This is a genomic window from Ruminococcus sp. MCC718, from assembly GCF_018783905.1.
GTDB lineage: Bacteria > Bacillota > Clostridia > Lachnospirales > Lachnospiraceae > Hominisplanchenecus > Hominisplanchenecus faecis.
Genome location: NZ_WQNP01000043.1, coordinates 1 through 17,062, shown reverse-complemented (window position 1 = coordinate 17,062; position 17,062 = coordinate 1). Strand labels below are relative to the sequence as shown.

Genomic DNA, 17,062 nt, shown 5'->3' with positions numbered 1-17,062 from the left:
CTCCATAACAAAAACCTCCAAAGCATCCGTTTTTTCATCTGCCCTGAAGGTTTTCATTCTTTTCTTATTGCGGTTTTATGAATTTCAGTTTCTGCTTATGCCAGTGCTTTTCCGAGGTTGACGCAGTTTGCTTCTGCCTCATCATCCGGTGTTTCGTTGCAGATCACGCTGTCACATGCAAGGGACGCACCGTCGTTTTTGCAGGTTTCTTCCCAGTTCTGCATCCATTCTCCATCGCCCCATCCATAAGAACCAAACAGTGCAATCTTCTTGCCCTGGAGTTTGGATTCGCAGGAAGCAAACATCGGCTCAAAAATGGTATCTTCCAGTTCTTCGCATCCCATGGACGGGCATCCGAATGCTACTGCATCAAACTCATCCATTTTATCAGCGGAGAAACCTTCTGCTTCAAATACTTCTACTTCTGCTCCGCCTGCTTTTGCACCTTCTGCTACTTTATTTGCCATGATCTCTGTGTTTCCTGTTCCACTCCAATATACAACTGCTACTTTGCTCATGTTTTATTCCTCTTCTTTCTTCTTTATATTTTTCATGCTGTCGGACTTTTGCCCTCCGACATTTTTTAACAATATCTGCGGAGCATCTGCTGCAAAATTATGTTTGCAGTCTTATGACGCGACAGTAAGTGTACGGATGTCCCGCCCTTGCTTCCACAGTCTTCGATAGACTTCTCTGCATTTTTTGTATTTTGCAAAAAGTTTTCTTGTTTCACATTCATTGCAGTATACTTTCCAGCAGCCGGAGCATTTGTAATTCTGCCCTGCGTTCTCAATAAAACCAACCACATCTTCCAGCGGATAGTCAAGGAACACACCAATCTCATGTGGGAATCCTTCTGCTTTTGCAAGACGCTCTTTCAGTCTCTGCAATGCATAATCGGCATCTTTCTGTACATAGCCGTATTTTCCAAGGAAGTTCTGCACTTCTTGATCATCGAGCCGCTCCTGCAGTCTCTGTTTGCGACATACATACATCAGTGCCTTCTGATTCTGTACTCTCAGGACAACAAGTGAAATCCCCCTCGCCTGTAATTCCTGATTCCAGTACCGTACCTGCTGCTCTGGCATTTCCTCCGGTGCAAAAGACCAGGTAAACAAATTTGCCGTCTTCACCGATGCCAGAGTCGGCGAACAGTGTTCGATCAGATATCGTTCCAGCATGAGAAACCTCCTTTTTACATTGCCACGCAGTGTTCTTCCAGTACTGAGTGCAGTGCACTTGCACTGCTGCTGTGGATCCTTGCAACCGGAATGTTGTTCCGTTTTGCTTCCTGGATCGCAGTGTTTACCATTTTGTGTGATACCGTGTTGGTAAACAGGATCAGAAGATCCGGGCAACCGATTTTTTTTCTTACTGAACCATGCTCTTTTGCAAAGACTTTTGCTTTGCAGCCATGGCATTTGCAGATGTCAGCGTACTGACAGACCATTCTTTCGTTTCCTCCAATAATCACTACACTCATGTTCTTATCCTCTCCATCTTTCTTAAAATTATAAGATGCCAGGGTCAAAAGCCTGAAGCCACGACGTGCTTGCACAGGAGTGGTTTTATGGCTTAATGATCCGCCCAAATACGCACATAAAAGTGGAGCGTAAGCTTCACGATATGCGAATGTCTGAAAGGATTGTGCGAGTACGAAGTACATAACAATCCGTATGGCATCTTTTACCTCAGCATCATTTTATACGGCTATCTTAAATTAGTTTTAACTAACTCATATTTTTAGAAAAACGGACTGTCAAGACTATCCTGAAACAGTCCGTTTTCCGCCTTTATCTGGCACAACACATGTCAGAATTCCAGGCTATTTTTTTTATTTCCTGATCTTCAATATATCCGCACGCTTTTAGACCTGCCTGAAATACTGCGTCCAGTTTCTCTGCCGAGAGACAGTACGTTGTGCGGTCACTCAGTTCCACGATGCAGCTGTTTGCAGCTTTTTTCTTTTCTGCTTCACAGCTGCCATTTTCGCACAGTTCTTCACATGCCACTTTGTACATGTTCTTTCTGCTGATGGCACCGATTTCTTCCAACATATTCACCATACGGTAAACCGTTGCAAATCCAATCTTTGTATCTTGTCCGGAAGCTTTGTAATAAATTTCCTTGCAGCAGGAGCAGTCCTCCTGCAGGATGATATCCAGGATGATCAGTCTCTGTCTTGTAATCCTGCAGCCACGCTCCTTTAGCTTGCGGATGATATATTCTCTCTGTGGCACAAGCGTCCCTCCCTTAATGACAGTGACCGCCACAATTCTTACAGTCTCCGCCGCACTGAATGGATTTTCCGTTTTTCTTATCGCGTACCATACTGCGGACAGCAAGTGCTACAACTCCTGCCACAATAATACCAACTACAACTGTTCCCATAAAAAATCCTCCTTTCAGGCTTTCGGCAAAATCTCTATTTTGCCCTGGATGTCTTTACGGATACGTTCAGAGTCTGACTCTCTTTGTAAGGACGAGCCAGCAGGTAAATGAATGCTACAATAACTGCGATCGCCACAATCGTCCAGATACTGAATCCGGCTCCTGTGAACAGTCCGCCGATCTGATTTACAACCAGAGATACCAGATATGCAAAACCGCACTGATATCCGACTGCTGTCCAGAACCATTTTGTATTGTTCATTTCACGTTTGATCGCACCCATAGCTGCGAAGCACGGTGCACACAGCAGGTTGAATGCCAGGAAGGAATATCCGCTTACTGCTGTGAAAGCTGCTCCCATGGTTGCGTAAACGCTTGCGTCTCCGCCTCCGTAAAGGATACCCAGTGTACCAACAATGTTCTCTTTTGCAACCAGACCTGTAACAGATGCAACGGTTGCCTGCCAGTTGCCCCATCCCTGTGGAATGAAGATCCAGCAGATTGCTTTACCGATCGTAGCCAGAATACTGTAATCGATCTGGTCTTCGGAAAGCATCTGGAATTTGCCGTCCATGACACCGAAGTAAGTTGTGAACCATACAGCGATGGTAGATACCAGAATAATCGTACCAGCTTTTTTAATAAATGACCAGCCACGTTCCCACATACTTCTTAAAACGCTTCCGATCGTCGGCATATGGTATGCCGGAAGTTCCATTACAAATGGTGCCGGATCACCTGCAAACATTTTTGTTTTCTTCAGGATAATACCAGAGCAGATGATCGCTGCGATACCAAGGAAGTATGCAGATGGTGCTACCCAGGATGCTCCACCGAAGATTGCTCCTGCAACCATGGCGATAAACGGAAGTTTTGCACCACATGGGATAAAGGTTGTTGTCATGATCGTCATACGACGGTCTCTTTCATTTTCAATCGTACGGGAAGCCATGATACCCGGAACGCCACAGCCGGAGCCGATCAGCATTGGGATAAAAGACTTACCGGAAAGACCAAATTTGCGGAACACTCGGTCCATGATGAATGCAACTCGTGCCATGTATCCGCATCCTTCCAGGAATGCCAGGAAGATAAACAGGATCAGGATCTGCGGAACGAATCCGAGAACCGCACCAAGACCTGCTACGATACCATCCAGGATCAGACCTCTCAGCCATTCTGCACAGCCGACTTTGTCAAGTACATTCTCAACCAGAACCGGAATACCTGGAATCCATACGCCGTAGTCTGCCGGATCCGGAGCTGTGTAATCATATTTATCCATGGTTGCTACTGCTTCCTGGAAATCTGCACCGGTAGAAGTTACTTCTTCGTCTGCCATTGTCTCTTCATCTACTACAGAATAGGTTGCTGTATCTGCATCAGAAATGGTTGTTGCAAACTCTGTCAAAGCTGCTTTTGCTGCTGCCGGATCATAATCATCTGCTTCTGAATCCAGAGCTGTCTGAACGCTTTCTACGTCTACGCCCTGCTCGCTTTCATAATCCAGGAAACCATTTACTATCGTTTCTGCATCTGTGTATTCATCTGCAACTTCTGTGTAGGACGCTGTTCCGATACCGAACAGATGCCATCCATCACCGAATACACCATCGTTTGCCCAGCCTGTTGCGATGTCACCAACGGTTGTTACCGATACAAAATATACCAGCCACATGACTGCAGCAAAGATTGGCAGTGCCAGCCAGCGGTTTGTTACAATCTTATCAATCTTATCGGAAGTAGTCAGTTTTTCTTTTCTGTCTTTCTTTAAGCATTCTCCGATAATAGAAGATATGTAAGTATATCTCTCGTTTGTGATAATACTTTCGGTATCATCATCAAATTTTTCTTCCATCTCAGCGATCTCTTTGGATACATCCACGCTGGTGTTCATCTGATCCTGGATCTTATCATCTTTTTCCAGAAGTTTGATCGCAAAGAATCTTCTCTGTGCATCCGGTACAACACCGACCAGTTTGTCTTCTACTCTCTCAATGATGTCCTCTGCATCTTTTGTAAATTCATGAACCGGAATGGAAGTTTTGTTCTTTTGTGCCAGAGCGACAGCTTTTTCTGCTGCTTTCTGGATTCCGATACCTTTCAGTGCGGAAATCTCAACTACCTCACAGCCGATCTTTTTGCTCAGTTTGTCAACATAGATCTTATCGCCGGATTTTTCAACGATATCCATCATGTTAACCGCCATGATCACCGGAATACCGAGTTCCAGAACCTGTGTGGACAGATACAGGTTACGTTCAATGTTGGTTCCGTCTACGATATTAATGATCGCATCCGGTTTTTCGTTGATCAGATAATTTCTGGCAACCACTTCCTCCAGTGTATATGGAGACAGAGAATAAATACCAGGTAAGTCCATAATGGTTACATCTTTATGGCCTTTGAGCTTACCTTCCTTTTTCTCAACGGTTACACCAGGCCAGTTTCCCACGAACTGGTTAGACCCTGTCAGTGCGTTAAACAGTGTAGTCTTACCACAGTTCGGATTTCCTGCCAATGCAATTTTAATTGACATACTTTCCTCCTCTTTCTCAAAAAAACAATCACCCTTCGGGCTCATTTTTCCAGGAGCTGATTTACACAGCTTATTTTTATTTGTGTTTGCTTATTTATATTTTGCATCTCTTATTTATGTTAGCATTATCTAATCCATGAGTAAAAAAAAATTATTCTACTTCAATCATTTCCGCATCTGCTTTTCTAAGAGATAATTCATAGCCGCGAACGGTTACTTCGATCGGATCACCAAGTGGTGCAACTTTTCTTACATAAATGCTGACGCCTTTTGTGATTCCCATGTCCATGATCCTTCTTTTGACCGGACCAGCACCGCTCAGTTTTTTCACTGTGACAGTCTGTCCACAGGCAACTTCTCTTAATGTTTTCATCTTTGCCTACCCTTTCTGTTTTCTGATTTTTCCGGAGATAGCATTTTTCATCAGACCATAATCTTGTTGGCCATATCTTTGCCAATGGCAACTCTGGAATCTTTTACGTTCACGATCAGGTTTCCTTCTATTTCAGAAACAACTGTCACAGTTCCGCCTGGCACAAATCCAAGTTTCTCCAGAAATCTTCTGGTTTCTTCTTTGCCACCGACCTTTTTGATCACACTCGGTTCTCCTGTGTTCACCATCGTTAAAGGCATCATTTGCAACCTCCCTTTTTATAAAAGTAAGCTCAAAACAGGCTCCTTTTCTTTTTCTTCATGGTTAGTATATGCTAATGTTCATTAGCTGTCAACAACTTTTTTTAGTTTTTATTGATACATTTTCTCATTAAACACTTTTTATTAATATTTATTTCTCAAAAATAACGAATACTACGAGATTTTTCGACTAAAAAAACAGAACACGGTGGCCGTTATATCTTTTGATATAGAAAATGTAACTGCCATGTATTCTGTTTCTTGTTTTCAGCTGTTGTTTCTTTTATTCCGATTCATCCAGCAGATTCTTCATGCTCTGCAGTCCGATCACCAGCGTAGATGTATTGTGTAGCAGTGCGGATGTCGTAGGCGGAAGTACGCCTGTCACGCCGCATACGATCAGTCCGGTATTAAATCCGACGATAATCCGGTAGTTCCTGCGGATACGCTGCATCAGTGCATCACTCAGTCTCTTGAGTTTGACGATCTCTTTGAGGTCGTCTGCACCGACAGTGATATCTGCCACTTCCCTTGCGATCTCTGCTCCTTCGCTGATCGCAATGCCGACATCTGCCGCAGACAGTGCCGGTGAATCGTTGATGCCATCACCGATCATAATGACTTTGCGTCCTGCCTGTTTTTCCCTTTCAACAAAGTTTGCTTTATCTTCCGGAAGTACTTCGGAATAATATTCATCGACACCGACACGTTTTGCGATTGCTTTTGCGGTACGGTCACTGTCTCCGGTCATCATAACGATCTTGGAAAGTCCTGCTTCACGCAGCTGTTCAACCACCTGGGCTGCTTCTTTTCGGAGCGGATCTTCAATGCAGATCACGGCTGCAAGCTCGTTCTGGATTGCCAGATACAGGTGGGAATATTCTTCCGGCAGGTTTTCAAACCTGTCTTCCATTCCTTCCGGTATCGTGCACTTTTCATCCTCGAAAATGAAGTGATGGCTTCCGATCACAGCTTTTTTGCCTTCGATCGTAGTAGAAATACCGTGTGCCACGATATACTCTACCTTTGTATGCATCTCTTCGTGATCCAGATGCCGCTCTTTGGCTGCATTTACCACTGCTTTTGCCATAGAATGAGGGAAATGCTCCTCCAGGCAGGCTGCGATGCGAAGCAGCTCGTCTTCACTGTATCCGTTAAAGGAGATCACTTTTGCAACGATCGGTTTCGCCTCGGTAAGCGTTCCGGTCTTGTCAAATACGATTGTGTCTGCTTCTGCCACTGCTTCCAGGAATTTACCTCCCTTGACCGTGATCTTGAAGCTTCCGGCTTCGCGGATCGCAGAAAGAACGGATACCGGCATTGCCAGTTTCAGTGCACAGGAGAAATCTACCATCAGCACTGAGAGAGCCTTGGTCACATTTCTGGTAAAGAGCCAAGTAAGGGCGGTTCCTGCAAGTGTATACGGAACCAGCTTGTCTGCCAGATGCTCTGCCTTGCTCTCCAGTCCGGATTTCAGTTTTTCAGACTCTTCGATCATGGCTGCGATCTTCTCATACCGGCTTGATCCGCCTGCTTTGCGGACAAGAACCGTGATCTCGCCTTCTTCTACGACGGTTCCTGCAAATACCGTATTCCCGGCTGTTTTGCGTACCGGTGCAGACTCTCCTGTCAAAGAAGCCTGATTAAGCATCGCCTCTCCGTCCGATACAGTTCCGTCAAACGGAACCACATTGCCCATATGTACCACGATCTGATCATTTTCTCTGATCCTGGATGCGGATACGAGTACTTCCTGGCCGGATGCCTCTTTTATCCATACTTTATCTACATTCAGTGACATCGTCCTTGCCAGATCATCAACGGATTTCTTGTGCGTCCACTCTTCTAACAGTTCTCCGATGCCAAGCAGGAACATGATCGAACCTGCGGTCGCCGTGTCACCACGCAGTACAGAAACTCCGATGGCTGTTCCATCCAGTACCGGAACTTCAATCTTGCCTTTTGCAAGTGTCTGAATTCCCTTCCAGATGTATTTGATTGAGCAGAAACCGGTGTAAGCTGCGGCGATCGGTGCCGGCAGAAATACTTTTCTTCCGTAATGGAACAGAACTTTATTAACCAGTTTTTCCTGATACTGGGAATTCAGCTCCCTTCCGGAATGTTCCAGTATGCCATCCGGAACTTTTACATCTTTGCAGCGATAGGCAGCTACCTTCTTTAATAAAGTACTGCGTTCTCCCTGATAACAGATCACTGCATCTGCGGTACGTTCATATACAACTGCTTTTGTTACCTGAGGCAGCTCTTCCAGATAATACTGGAAAAGATCTGCCTCTTTATAAGACAGGCGTTTCGCCTCCATATGGATACGGATCCTGCCTCTTATCTCGTGTTTAATTCTGAATTTCAATCTTCCTCAAACCTCTATTCTGCAGTTTCCTCTGTTGTCTCTTCTGCCGCTGTTTCTTCTGTTTCAGCTTCTGCTTCTTCAGCCTCTGCTTCCACTTCATCCTCTACTTCTTTTAAATCTTCATCATCATAAACCGCTTCTTTTGCTGCACGCTCTTCGTTGATCTGTTTTGCTTCTTCGTAGATGTCACCTGCATTTTCCTGAACTTTCGTTACCGTCTGCATAACGCACTCTTTTGCACGAAGTACTGCTGCAGTAACATTTGTGTAAAATTTCTTTGCATCGTTGCTGGACAGTGCTTTAATACCGGCTGTACCAAAAGCAACACCTGCTGCAAAAATTCCTGTTTTTTTCCAATCTGCATTTTTTAAACATTTTAACATTCTTTTGTACCTCCTAGTTTTGTTTTATTTTTGAATTTCCTTGCATTATATCACTCTGATTTGTGTTTTTCTATTATTTTTTTCTTTTATTATTGATAATTTTTATCAATAGATTTGTCTATGGATAAACTTTATAAGGATTCGATCTTTTTGCAGGTTCCCGGATCATAACCGCTGCGTCTGACGATACCCTGGATCTCCTGTGTGCTGATCTGCTCTTTTGCGTAAACTTGTGCTTTTTTCTGTTTCAGATTTACTTTCGCATAAAAGCCTTTCTTTTCGTTAAAAGCATTCTCCACTCTCTTTTTGCACTGACTGCAGGTCATACCCTCCACTTCCACTTCAAAATGATATGGATAATGAGAGACATCGGTATCCTCTGCTTTTACTTTTTTCACATCATCACCGGTTCCGCAGCAGCCGTTTGAAACACGTTTCATGGAACTGCGGATTCCGAAGAAACAGATCACAACTAAAATGGCACAGATAATAATGGTTGACATATAGATTCCTCCTGACGTAACGCTGAAAAAATTGATAATCTTTTTCACTTCTTTTTGCGTCTGTTTTCTTCGCCAAGTGCGATGTCATTTACGATCTCACCTGCCATGATCAGTCCCATGACAGACGGTGTAAAGGCCGTACTTCCCGGGATTGCTCTGCGGTCTGTACACTTTCTTTGTACACCCGGCGGGCAGACGCAGTGTGCCTTGCAGCTGATCGACATATCTTCGATCGGCGTGCGTGCCTTCTCTTTGGAATACACCACTTTCAGACTGTCCACTTTACGTTTCTTTAATTCCCGCCGCATGACTTTTGCCAGCGGGCAGACGGATGTCTCGTAAATATCTGCCACTTCAAACAGTTCCGGATGAATCTTGTTTCCGGCTCCCATTGCGGAGATAACAGGTACTCCTGCTTCTTTTGCCGCCATGACAATATCGATTTTTGCCGTCACGGTGTCAACGGCATCTACCACGTAAGTGCATGACGCAAAATCAATCAGATCACGCTGATCCGGCAGATAAAAGCAGTTATGCAGATGGATCCTGGCATGCGGATTGATCTCTAGAATACGGTCACGCATAACTTCTACTTTTTGTTTTCCGACCGTTTTTCTGGTCGCAATGATCTGACGGTTCAGATTTGTCAGGCAGACTTTATCGTCATCGATCAGATCAAAAGTACCGACTCCGCTTCGTGCCAGTGCTTCTGCTGTATAACCGCCGACTCCGCCCAGTCCGAAAATTGCAACTCTCGCATTTGCCAGGCGTTCCATTGCCTCTTTTCCATAAAGAAGCTCTGTTCTCGAAAACTGATTTAACATGATTCATAATCCTCCAAAAATGAATGTCTGACTCCGTTTTTCTTATATGCCACAACGGTGTCCAGATTTACGTTCTCAATACTGCGGAAAATATTGGTCTCTACATAAGGATTGACCTTTTTCATTTCCGCGATCATATGCTTGATCTCCATACGCTTCGATGCACTTTCCCCATTTGGCCTGCAGGTCGTACAAGTGTCTGTAAATCTGCATGCACACTGAATAAAGTGCAGGCTGTTATAGTCTCTCCAGTGTTTGATATCCTCTTCCCGGATCAGATAAAGCGGGCGGATCAGTTCCATGCCCTCAAAATGAATGCTGTGAAGCTTCGGCATCATGGTCTGCACCTGGCCGCCGTAGAGCATTCCCATCAGGATCGTCTCAATCACATCGTCAAAATGATGTCCCAGTGCAATCTTGTTGCATCCAAGCTCTTTTGCTTTGCTGTAAAGATAACCGCGCCGCATTCTTGCACAGAGATAGCACGGTGATTTTTCAATATTATAAACTGCTTCAAAAATGTTCGTTTCAAAAATTGTCAGCGGAATGTTTAAGATTTTTGCATTCTGCTCGATGATCTGACGGTTGCGTTCGTTATAGCCCGGGTCCATCACAAGATAGACCACTTCAAATGGAAATTTGTGATGACGCTGAAGTTCCTGGAACAGTTTTGCCATCAACATGGAATCCTTTCCGCCGGAAATACAGACAGCAATTTTATCTCCTTCCCGGACAAGCTGATATTCATTGATTGCTTTTGTAAATTTGCTGAAAATAGATTTATGGAATTTTTTGCGGATGCTCTTTTCAATATCCGCATTTCTGGCTGTCTCCTGAAAATGGTTCAGCAGCCATTTATCATAACCGCCTTCCAGACTGCAGGCATCAAATCCAAACCCGGAAAGCAGTTCTGCCTGATCGGTACTGATCACACCGCTTTGGCAGTATACAATGATCTTTTTTTCTGTCTGAAGTTCGTCTTTTCGCTCAATCAGCTCATTTGCCGGAATATTGAGGGCATCTTTTAAATGCCCATGATCAAAAGCTTCCATGCTTCGGATATCCAGCAGCTGATATGTTTCCTGTTCCATATTTTCAAGCTCCGCAAGGGAGCAGCTTTTTACGTTTTCCAAAATTTTTCTCCTGTCTTTTAAAATTCCCGGTAATCACCGCGGTCTGTGACGATCTCATAGCCGATGCTGCGGATTCTCGCATCAAGACATTTCCGACATTCTGCCGCCTCATCCCCGGTACACAGTTTATTGTCATAGAGCATATAATTTTTCCGCACAGATACCGGTGAAAGATTCGGCATCACGACATTTGCCCCGGAAAGGATTGCCTTTTCACGCCCTCTCGGATCGATCGTGCCAACCGCTGTTGTCGCCGGAATCATAGCGTTTGGATTCATCAGCCGCAACATGGCAACCAGATTCAAAGTCAGATCCAGACTGCCTCCTGTTTCTTTTGCAAATACCGTGTCTTTGTGTGGGATAAACGGTCCGATGCCGATCATATGCGGCCTCAGTTTTTTGATATAACACAGTTCCCGTGCCAGATATTCTAATTGCCAGCCCGGTGAACCCACCATAAATCCACATCCGGTCTGATAACCGGTTTTTTTTAATATTTCAAGGCAGTGCAGTCGGTTTTCCAGGCTCATCTGCTTTGGATGCAGCATCGCATAATGCTCCGGAACGGATGTCTCTTCCCGCAGAAGATAGCGGTCTGCCCCGGCTTTGTGCATCGCACGGTAAGACTCTTCTGAACGTTCGCCAAGCGAGAGCGTCACTGCACAGTCCGGATATTCTTTCTTGATCGAGCGAATGATCTCACACATCCGTTCATCATTGAAATAAGCATCCTCGCCGCCCTGCAGCACAAAAGTCCGATAGCCCAGTTCATAGCCCATCTTACAGCACTCCATGATCTGTGAAAGTGTCAGACGGTAACGCACTGCATTCTGATTGCCCCTGCGGATACCGCAGTAGAGACAGTCATTTTTGCAGTAGTTGGTAAACTCGATCAGCCCTCGCAGATAAATCTTTCTGCCAAAGTGCCTGACCGCTTCTTCTGCTGCTGCCGCCCGCAGATACGCACTGGATTCTTCATCCAGATGCTCCAGAAGATACCGAAGCTCCTCCATCTGTGCATCCTGTTCTTTTCTCAGTTTTTCTATGATCGGTCTGCAATCCATGCCATTCCCCCAACCCTTTTTCTGCCGTTGTTTTTATTATCGCTGTTATTCTACATGGAAAACGCAAAAAAGTAAAGCCGACTTTTTATGTCAGCTTTACCGCTGTTTTGTTCTTTTAAAAATAAGGATGCCTGCAGATTGCTCCGTTTCGTTTCAGGCTTTTAACCCGGGCATCATCATATATAATACATATATTCTTCTTCGTTATGCTTTAAATATTCTTCCTCCATATCTTCGAGTGTGACACCCTGAAGTACTTTCTTCGTCTGCCGGTTCAGCGGATCGATGATCAGCTCCTGGATGACATCGGATATTTCTTCATCTTTACAGGGATCGGCTGTCTTTTCGTCTGTTATATAATAATCACCGTCGATCGCATAGACAATATCACTGACGGTTATCTCAGAAGCCGGACGTGCAAGATAATACCCTCCCTGCGGTCCTTTGATGCTTCTGACAATTCCGGCTCTACGAAGGCTTGCGAAAACCTGCTCCAGAAACTGCGGCGATATCCCATTTCGCTGTGCAAGGACATTCAGAGGCACATGTGCTGATTTGGAATGGATCGACAGATCTGCCAATGCCCGAAATGCATATCTGCTTTTCATTGATAATTTCATAGCTACTCCTTATCTTTATATTTCACATATGTTTACTAGGTTTTAATTATGGTATCATAAAACAGAAAACTTGTCAATACCTTCAAAACATAGCGATATGGTATGTTATCTTTCGTCAAAAAAAAGACAACTGCCGCTGTGCAATTGTCTTTTTTTCTTTCGACTTGAATTTAGCCTGCCAAATGCAGTATATTGATCAGAAGAATCCAGCTCAGTCCGTAATAAGACACAACTGCGACAAGGTCGTTGATCGTTGTGATCAGCGGGCCGGACGCAACGGCCGGGTCTACATGGATCTTCTTGAAAAACAGCGGGATACAGGTACCAACTGCTCCGGAAACGACCATCGCCAGTACCAGAGAGAGGCCGATGCATCCGGACACCGCATAGGCAAACAGGAATGTCTTGCCTTTAAACAGTGCGATATATAATCCCACCAGAGCAAACGATATCGTTCCCAGGATCATACCATTCGAGAATCCGATCTTCATTTCTTTCAAAACAAGCTGGAACTTCTGTTTGCCGGTCAGAGATTCATCCATCAGGACACGGATCGTTACAGCCAGTGACTGCGTACCGACGTTACCTGCCATATCCAGAATCAGTGACTGGAATGCCATGATGATCGTCAGCTGGCTTACTACCGTCTCAAATATACCTACAACAGAAGAAACAACCATACCAAGACCTAACAGAACGAGCAGCCATGGCAGACGTTTTTTGATACTCTCACGCAGAGGCTCTTTTAAATCTTCCTCCGCAGTCAGACCGGCGAACATCGCATAATCCTCGCCCATCTCGTCATCGACCAGTGATACGATGCTCTGCGATGTGATAACACCGAGTAGTTTATTGTTATTATTTAATACCGGGATAGAATCCTCGGAATAATCTTTCAGTTTTTCAATACAGTCATCGATCAGCTCATGACCATATACATATGGATAAGAAGTTACAACCAGATCCTCAAGCGGAGAATCCTGTCTTGCAATGATCAAATCCTTTAAATCCATGGCTCCGTAAAACGTCTGATCCTCCGTCACCATGAAAATGGTAGAAATATTATCGTTCTTTGCTGCCTGTTCTACCAGGCTGCTCATCGCCTGCTTTACCGTAAGATTCTCGCGGATCATGATAAAGTTGGTCGTCATCCTGCTTCCGATCTCTTCATCGTCAAAAGAAGCGATCACAGCGATATCTTCTCTTGTATCTGCATCGGTCAGCTCGATCAGCAGTGCTCTTTTCTCCTTCGGGATCATCTTCAGGACATCGATCACCGCATCGGTCTCCATACTGGAGAGGATCTTTGCTGCCTTTCTGACATCCATCTCATCCAGATACTCCGCTGCCGGTTTCTCATCGATATGTTCAAAAATATCGGAAAGCATCTCCGTATCCAGGATACGACAGATCTTTCTTCTTTCTACAATGGTAAGATCCGGGAACACCTCTGCCAGGTCATTCTCATGGTAATCTTCGAGCTGATTCCGCATAACGCCCGGTGAAGCATTGCTTCTGATGATACCCAGGATCTCTGATGTATAATCTTTGTTTTCCAATGTCTCATCCTCCTTATTCTGTTTTCGTAACCGTTCAGCCACACAAAAATACAGAAAAACAAAACTGTAAATGATTTTCTGCACATGACTGAACTTTCATAACGGTCCAGGGGAGTCGGAAAATAGGATAAGAAATCAGAAAACCAGACAGAACGGACTGCTGCTCACTTCCCATCCTATGCTTCTACTTCGCCCATGACTGTCACAACTGTCCATTCTGTTCACCTGCCTTTGTACTGAAATTTAAGAAAAAAGTTGAGGGCTTTACAGACCCTCAACCATTATAATTCCTTTTTCTTTAATTGTAAAGCAAACTTTTATATGGTTTTTGTAAAGTTTGCAGCCGTTCAGCCATGCGGCAAATATTGCAGACAGATGCGTTATGCCTTATTTTACAGACACTACCTGATAGTCTTTATCCTCTACGGTCTTTTTCAGTGTCTCATCTGCGATCTCTGCATTCAGTTTTACAACTGCAGTTCCTTTTTCGTGGCTGACGATCGCTTCCTCTACCTGTGGCAGTGCCTCCAGTGCCTTCTTTACGGTTGCCTCGCAGTGTCCACACATCATTCCTTTGATTTCCATTGTTTTTTCCATAGTATGATTCTCCTTTTCCTTTGATTTATTTTGCATCTGTGATTTTGCATTCACAGTCTGTAACGTAACCTGATTTTTTATTTTTTTATCTTTTTTTGCATCGTACATTCCGAAGAAATTCAGACGCAGTGCATTTGTTACCACGCAGAAGCTTGAAAGGCTCATGGCTGCTGCCCCGAACATCGGGTTTAACTGCCATCCAAAGACCGGGATCCAGATTCCGGCTGCCAGAGGAATGCCGATGATGTTGTAAATAAAAGCCCAGAACAGATTTTCATGGATATTTCTCAGTGTCGCACGGCTCAAACGGATCGCTGCCGGTACATCATCCAGCTTACTCTTCATCAGCACAACATCGGCCGCATCGATTGCGATATCCGTTCCGGCTCCGATCGCAATTCCCATATCTGCCCTTGTCAGGGCCGGAGCATCGTTGATGCCGTCACCTACCATGGCAACCTTTCCTTTTTCTTTCAGAGAGCGGATGACACTTTCCTTTCCTTCCGGAAGGACTCCGGCAATGACCTCATCAACGCCTGCCTGCCGTCCGATCGCCCTTGCTGTCCGCTCATTGTCCCCGGTCAGCATGACTACCCGGATTCCCATGTTCTGCAGTTCTTTTACGGCTCTTGCACTCTCTTCTTTGATCACATCCGCTACTGCGATCACACCGAGCAAACGGTCTTCTTTTACAAAAAACAGCGGCGTCTTTCCATCTTCTGCCAGTGCTTCCACCTGGCGTTTCTGTTTCTCTGAGATTTTGCAGATTTCGGAGATAAATTTCATATTTCCACCAAAGAGGCGGCTTCCATGAAGACTGGCTGTCAGACCATTTCCCGGAAGTGCCTGAAAATCCGATACTTCCTCTGCTCTGACTTTTTGCCGCTCTGCCTCCAGCAGGATCGCTTTTGCCAGCGGATGCTCACTTTTCTTTTCCAGAGCAAATGCCATCTGAAGCAGCTCCTCTTCGCTTACGCCTTCCGCCGGAATGATATCGGTTACTTTCGGCTCTCCGCTTGTGATCGTACCGGTCTTATCGAGTGCTACGATCTGCATTTTTCCGGTCTCTTCCAGCGAAACAGCTGTTTTAAACATGATTCCATGCTTTGCACCCATACCATTTCCGACCATGATCGCAACCGGGGTCGCAAGTCCGAGGGCACACGGGCAGCTGATAACCAGAACGGAAATGGCTCTTGCCAGCGCATATCCAAAGGTCTGGCCTGCCAGCATCCATACGATGAAGGTGATCACTGCGATCGTGATGACTGCCGGTACAAACACACCGGAAACCTTATCTGCGATCTTGGCGATCGGTGCCTTTGTGGCTGCCGCATCACTGACCATCTGAATGATCTGTGAAAGCGTGGTATCTTCTCCGACTCTAGTCGCACGGCACTTGATAAATCCGGACTGATTGACTGTTGCCGCAGAAACTTTATCTCCTTCTGCTTTGTCAACCGGAATACTCTCACCGGTCAGTGCCGCTTCATTTACTGCACTGTTTCCTTCCAGAACGATACCATCCACCGGTATATTTTCTCCAGGACGCACTACAAAAATGTCACCCGCCTGTACTTCTTCGATGGAAACGGTCACTTCCTGACCGTCCTGCAGCAGAACTGCTGTCTTTGGTGCCAGTTTCATCAGACTCTTCAGTGCATCCGTTGTCTTTCCTTTCGAACGTGCCTCCAGCATTTTGCCGACCGTGATCAGTGTCAGGATCATCGCCGCAGATTCGAAATAAAATTCATGCATATACGCCATGACAGCTGCCATATCACCCTTTACCTGGGCATCCGTCATCGCAAACAGTGCATAGACACTGTAAAGAAACGATGCTCCGGATCCAAGAGCTACCAGCGTATCCATGTTCGGGGATTTATTCAGCAGTCCTTTAAAACCACTGATAAAGAATTTCTGGTTGATGACCATGATAATGACCGTCAAAAGCAGCTGAAGCAGTCCCATCGCCACATGGTTTCCCGCAAAGAAAGATGGCAGAGGCCAGTTCCACATCATATGCCCCATCGAGAAATACATCAGTACCAGTAAAAAACCAACCGAAGCAAACAGCCTTTTTTTCAGTTTTGGTGTTTCCGTATCTTTCAGCAGTACATCATCCTTTGCCGCACTGCCCTGATTTCCCTTTGTGCCCGTTCCCTTCTTTTCTGCATGATATCCTGCAGCTTCCACCGCCGAGATGATCGCATCGCAAGTTGCCGTCCCTTCCACGCCCATCGAATTTGTCAGCAGACTCACCGAGCAGGAAGTCACACCCGGAACTTTACTGACTGCTTTTTCTACTCTGCTGCTGCAGGCGGCACAGCTCATCCCGGTTACCGAATATTGTTCCATCGCAATTCCGTTACTGAAAACTTATAAAAAGTTATAAACCTTTATGTTTCATTCCTACTTCAATGAGTATGCTTTTGTACTGTCGAA

General features: G+C 45.2%; 17 protein-coding genes. All 17 read right to left on the bottom strand.

The features are described from left to right. Positions 1 to 95: 95 nt before the first annotated feature. On the bottom strand, positions 96 to 518 hold the full coding sequence (locus GPK60_RS05650) for a flavodoxin (protein ID WP_022120028.1): 423 nt from the start codon (positions 516 to 518) through the stop codon (positions 96 to 98). Between the two features lie 111 nt (positions 519 to 629). Further along, positions 630 to 1,181 carry a DUF3793 family protein gene (locus tag GPK60_RS05645; RefSeq protein WP_022120027.1) on the bottom strand — a complete coding sequence of 184 codons (552 nt, stop codon included), beginning with the start codon at positions 1,179 to 1,181 and terminating at the stop codon, positions 630 to 632. A gap of 14 nt (positions 1,182 to 1,195) precedes the next feature. After that, the gene (locus GPK60_RS05640; protein ID WP_022120026.1) at positions 1,196 to 1,483 is read right to left on the bottom strand and encodes a DUF2325 domain-containing protein; all 288 of its coding nucleotides are present in this window, start codon (positions 1,481 to 1,483) and stop codon (positions 1,196 to 1,198) included. A 310-nt stretch (positions 1,484 to 1,793) separates the two neighbouring features. Then, on the bottom strand, positions 1,794 to 2,240 hold the full coding sequence (locus GPK60_RS05635; RefSeq protein ID WP_215659050.1) for a transcriptional repressor: 447 nt from the start codon (positions 2,238 to 2,240) through the stop codon (positions 1,794 to 1,796). A gap of 13 nt (positions 2,241 to 2,253) precedes the next feature. Next, positions 2,254 to 2,391 carry a FeoB-associated Cys-rich membrane protein gene (locus GPK60_RS05630; RefSeq protein ID WP_022120024.1) on the bottom strand — a complete coding sequence of 46 codons (138 nt, stop codon included), beginning with the start codon at positions 2,389 to 2,391 and terminating at the stop codon, positions 2,254 to 2,256. A 34-nt stretch (positions 2,392 to 2,425) separates the two neighbouring features. Then, a complete protein-coding gene (feoB, locus tag GPK60_RS05625) occupies positions 2,426 to 4,930 on the bottom strand; it encodes a ferrous iron transport protein B (RefSeq protein WP_173896296.1) in 2,505 nt (834 codons plus the stop codon). A 151-nt stretch (positions 4,931 to 5,081) separates the two neighbouring features. Continuing rightward, positions 5,082 to 5,303, bottom strand: a complete 222-nt coding sequence (locus GPK60_RS05620; RefSeq protein WP_022120022.1) for a ferrous iron transport protein A — start codon at positions 5,301 to 5,303, stop codon at positions 5,082 to 5,084. 50 nt (positions 5,304 to 5,353) lie between these two features. Next, positions 5,354 to 5,566 (bottom strand): FeoA family protein, encoded by a 213-nt coding sequence (locus tag GPK60_RS05615; RefSeq protein ID WP_022120021.1) that lies wholly within the window; start codon positions 5,564 to 5,566, stop codon positions 5,354 to 5,356. Between the two features lie 280 nt (positions 5,567 to 5,846). Beyond that, positions 5,847 to 7,934: a heavy metal translocating P-type ATPase gene (locus tag GPK60_RS05610; protein ID WP_215659049.1), complete on the bottom strand. Its 2,088-nt coding sequence runs from the start codon at positions 7,932 to 7,934 to the stop codon at positions 5,847 to 5,849. 14 nt (positions 7,935 to 7,948) lie between these two features. After that, complete coding sequence (locus GPK60_RS05605) at positions 7,949 to 8,317, bottom strand: DUF6110 family protein (RefSeq protein WP_147631144.1); 369 nt, start codon at positions 8,315 to 8,317, stop codon at positions 7,949 to 7,951. Positions 8,318 to 8,448: 131 nt separating this feature from the next. After that, positions 8,449 to 8,820: a heavy metal-associated domain-containing protein gene (locus GPK60_RS05600; RefSeq protein ID WP_215659048.1), complete on the bottom strand. Its 372-nt coding sequence runs from the start codon at positions 8,818 to 8,820 to the stop codon at positions 8,449 to 8,451. 44 nt (positions 8,821 to 8,864) lie between these two features. Beyond that, a complete protein-coding gene (locus GPK60_RS05595; RefSeq protein WP_022119017.1) occupies positions 8,865 to 9,644 on the bottom strand; it encodes a tRNA threonylcarbamoyladenosine dehydratase in 780 nt (259 codons plus the stop codon). Beyond that, entirely contained in the window at positions 9,638 to 10,735 is a 1,098-nt protein-coding gene (locus GPK60_RS05590) for an ATP-binding protein (RefSeq protein ID WP_215659056.1), read from the bottom strand. The genes GPK60_RS05595 and GPK60_RS05590 overlap by 7 nt, the downstream gene beginning before the upstream one ends. A 59-nt stretch (positions 10,736 to 10,794) precedes the next feature. Beyond that, positions 10,795 to 11,841 (bottom strand): [FeFe] hydrogenase H-cluster radical SAM maturase HydE, encoded by a 1,047-nt coding sequence (gene hydE, locus GPK60_RS05585; protein WP_215659047.1) that lies wholly within the window; start codon positions 11,839 to 11,841, stop codon positions 10,795 to 10,797. A gap of 176 nt (positions 11,842 to 12,017) precedes the next feature. Further along, positions 12,018 to 12,461, bottom strand: a complete 444-nt coding sequence (locus tag GPK60_RS05580; protein ID WP_022119013.1) for an Rrf2 family transcriptional regulator — start codon at positions 12,459 to 12,461, stop codon at positions 12,018 to 12,020. 170 nt (positions 12,462 to 12,631) lie between these two features. Beyond that, positions 12,632 to 14,020 carry a magnesium transporter gene (gene mgtE / locus GPK60_RS05575; protein WP_022119012.1) on the bottom strand — a complete coding sequence of 463 codons (1,389 nt, stop codon included), beginning with the start codon at positions 14,018 to 14,020 and terminating at the stop codon, positions 12,632 to 12,634. Between the two features lie 387 nt (positions 14,021 to 14,407). Then, positions 14,408 to 16,975 carry a heavy metal translocating P-type ATPase gene (locus GPK60_RS05570; protein WP_215659046.1) on the bottom strand — a complete coding sequence of 856 codons (2,568 nt, stop codon included), beginning with the start codon at positions 16,973 to 16,975 and terminating at the stop codon, positions 14,408 to 14,410. Between the last annotated feature and the right edge of the window lie 87 nt (positions 16,976 to 17,062).

Bases quoted from the DNA above. Each gene is read 5' to 3' on its own strand.
- GPK60_RS05600 (WP_215659048.1), bottom strand. From the start codon at position 8,820: ATGTCAACCATTATTATCTGTGCCATTTTAGTTGTGATCTGTTTCTTC.
- GPK60_RS05640 (WP_022120026.1), bottom strand. From the start codon at position 1,483: ATGAGTGTAGTGATTATTGGAGGAAACGAAAGAATGGTCTGTCAGTAC.
- GPK60_RS05620 (WP_022120022.1), bottom strand. From the start codon at position 5,303: ATGAAAACATTAAGAGAAGTTGCCTGTGGACAGACTGTCACAGTGAAA.
- GPK60_RS05580 (WP_022119013.1), bottom strand. From the start codon at position 12,461: ATGAAATTATCAATGAAAAGCAGATATGCATTTCGGGCATTGGCAGAT.
- GPK60_RS05570 (WP_215659046.1), bottom strand. From the start codon at position 16,975: ATGGAACAATATTCGGTAACCGGGATGAGCTGTGCCGCCTGCAGCAGC.
- GPK60_RS05595 (WP_022119017.1), bottom strand. From the start codon at position 9,644: ATGTTAAATCAGTTTTCGAGAACAGAGCTTCTTTATGGAAAAGAGGCA.
- GPK60_RS05645 (WP_022120027.1), bottom strand. From the start codon at position 1,181: ATGCTGGAACGATATCTGATCGAACACTGTTCGCCGACTCTGGCATCG.
- GPK60_RS05590 (WP_215659056.1), bottom strand. From the start codon at position 10,735: ATGGAACAGGAAACATATCAGCTGCTGGATATCCGAAGCATGGAAGCT.
- GPK60_RS05615 (WP_022120021.1), bottom strand. From the start codon at position 5,566: ATGATGCCTTTAACGATGGTGAACACAGGAGAACCGAGTGTGATCAAA.
- GPK60_RS05650 (WP_022120028.1), bottom strand. From the start codon at position 518: ATGAGCAAAGTAGCAGTTGTATATTGGAGTGGAACAGGAAACACAGAG.
- GPK60_RS05605 (WP_147631144.1), bottom strand. From the start codon at position 8,317: ATGTTAAAATGTTTAAAAAATGCAGATTGGAAAAAAACAGGAATTTTT.
- GPK60_RS05630 (WP_022120024.1), bottom strand. From the start codon at position 2,391: ATGGGAACAGTTGTAGTTGGTATTATTGTGGCAGGAGTTGTAGCACTT.
- hydE (WP_215659047.1), bottom strand. From the start codon at position 11,841: ATGGATTGCAGACCGATCATAGAAAAACTGAGAAAAGAACAGGATGCA.
- feoB (WP_173896296.1), bottom strand. From the start codon at position 4,930: ATGTCAATTAAAATTGCATTGGCAGGAAATCCGAACTGTGGTAAGACT.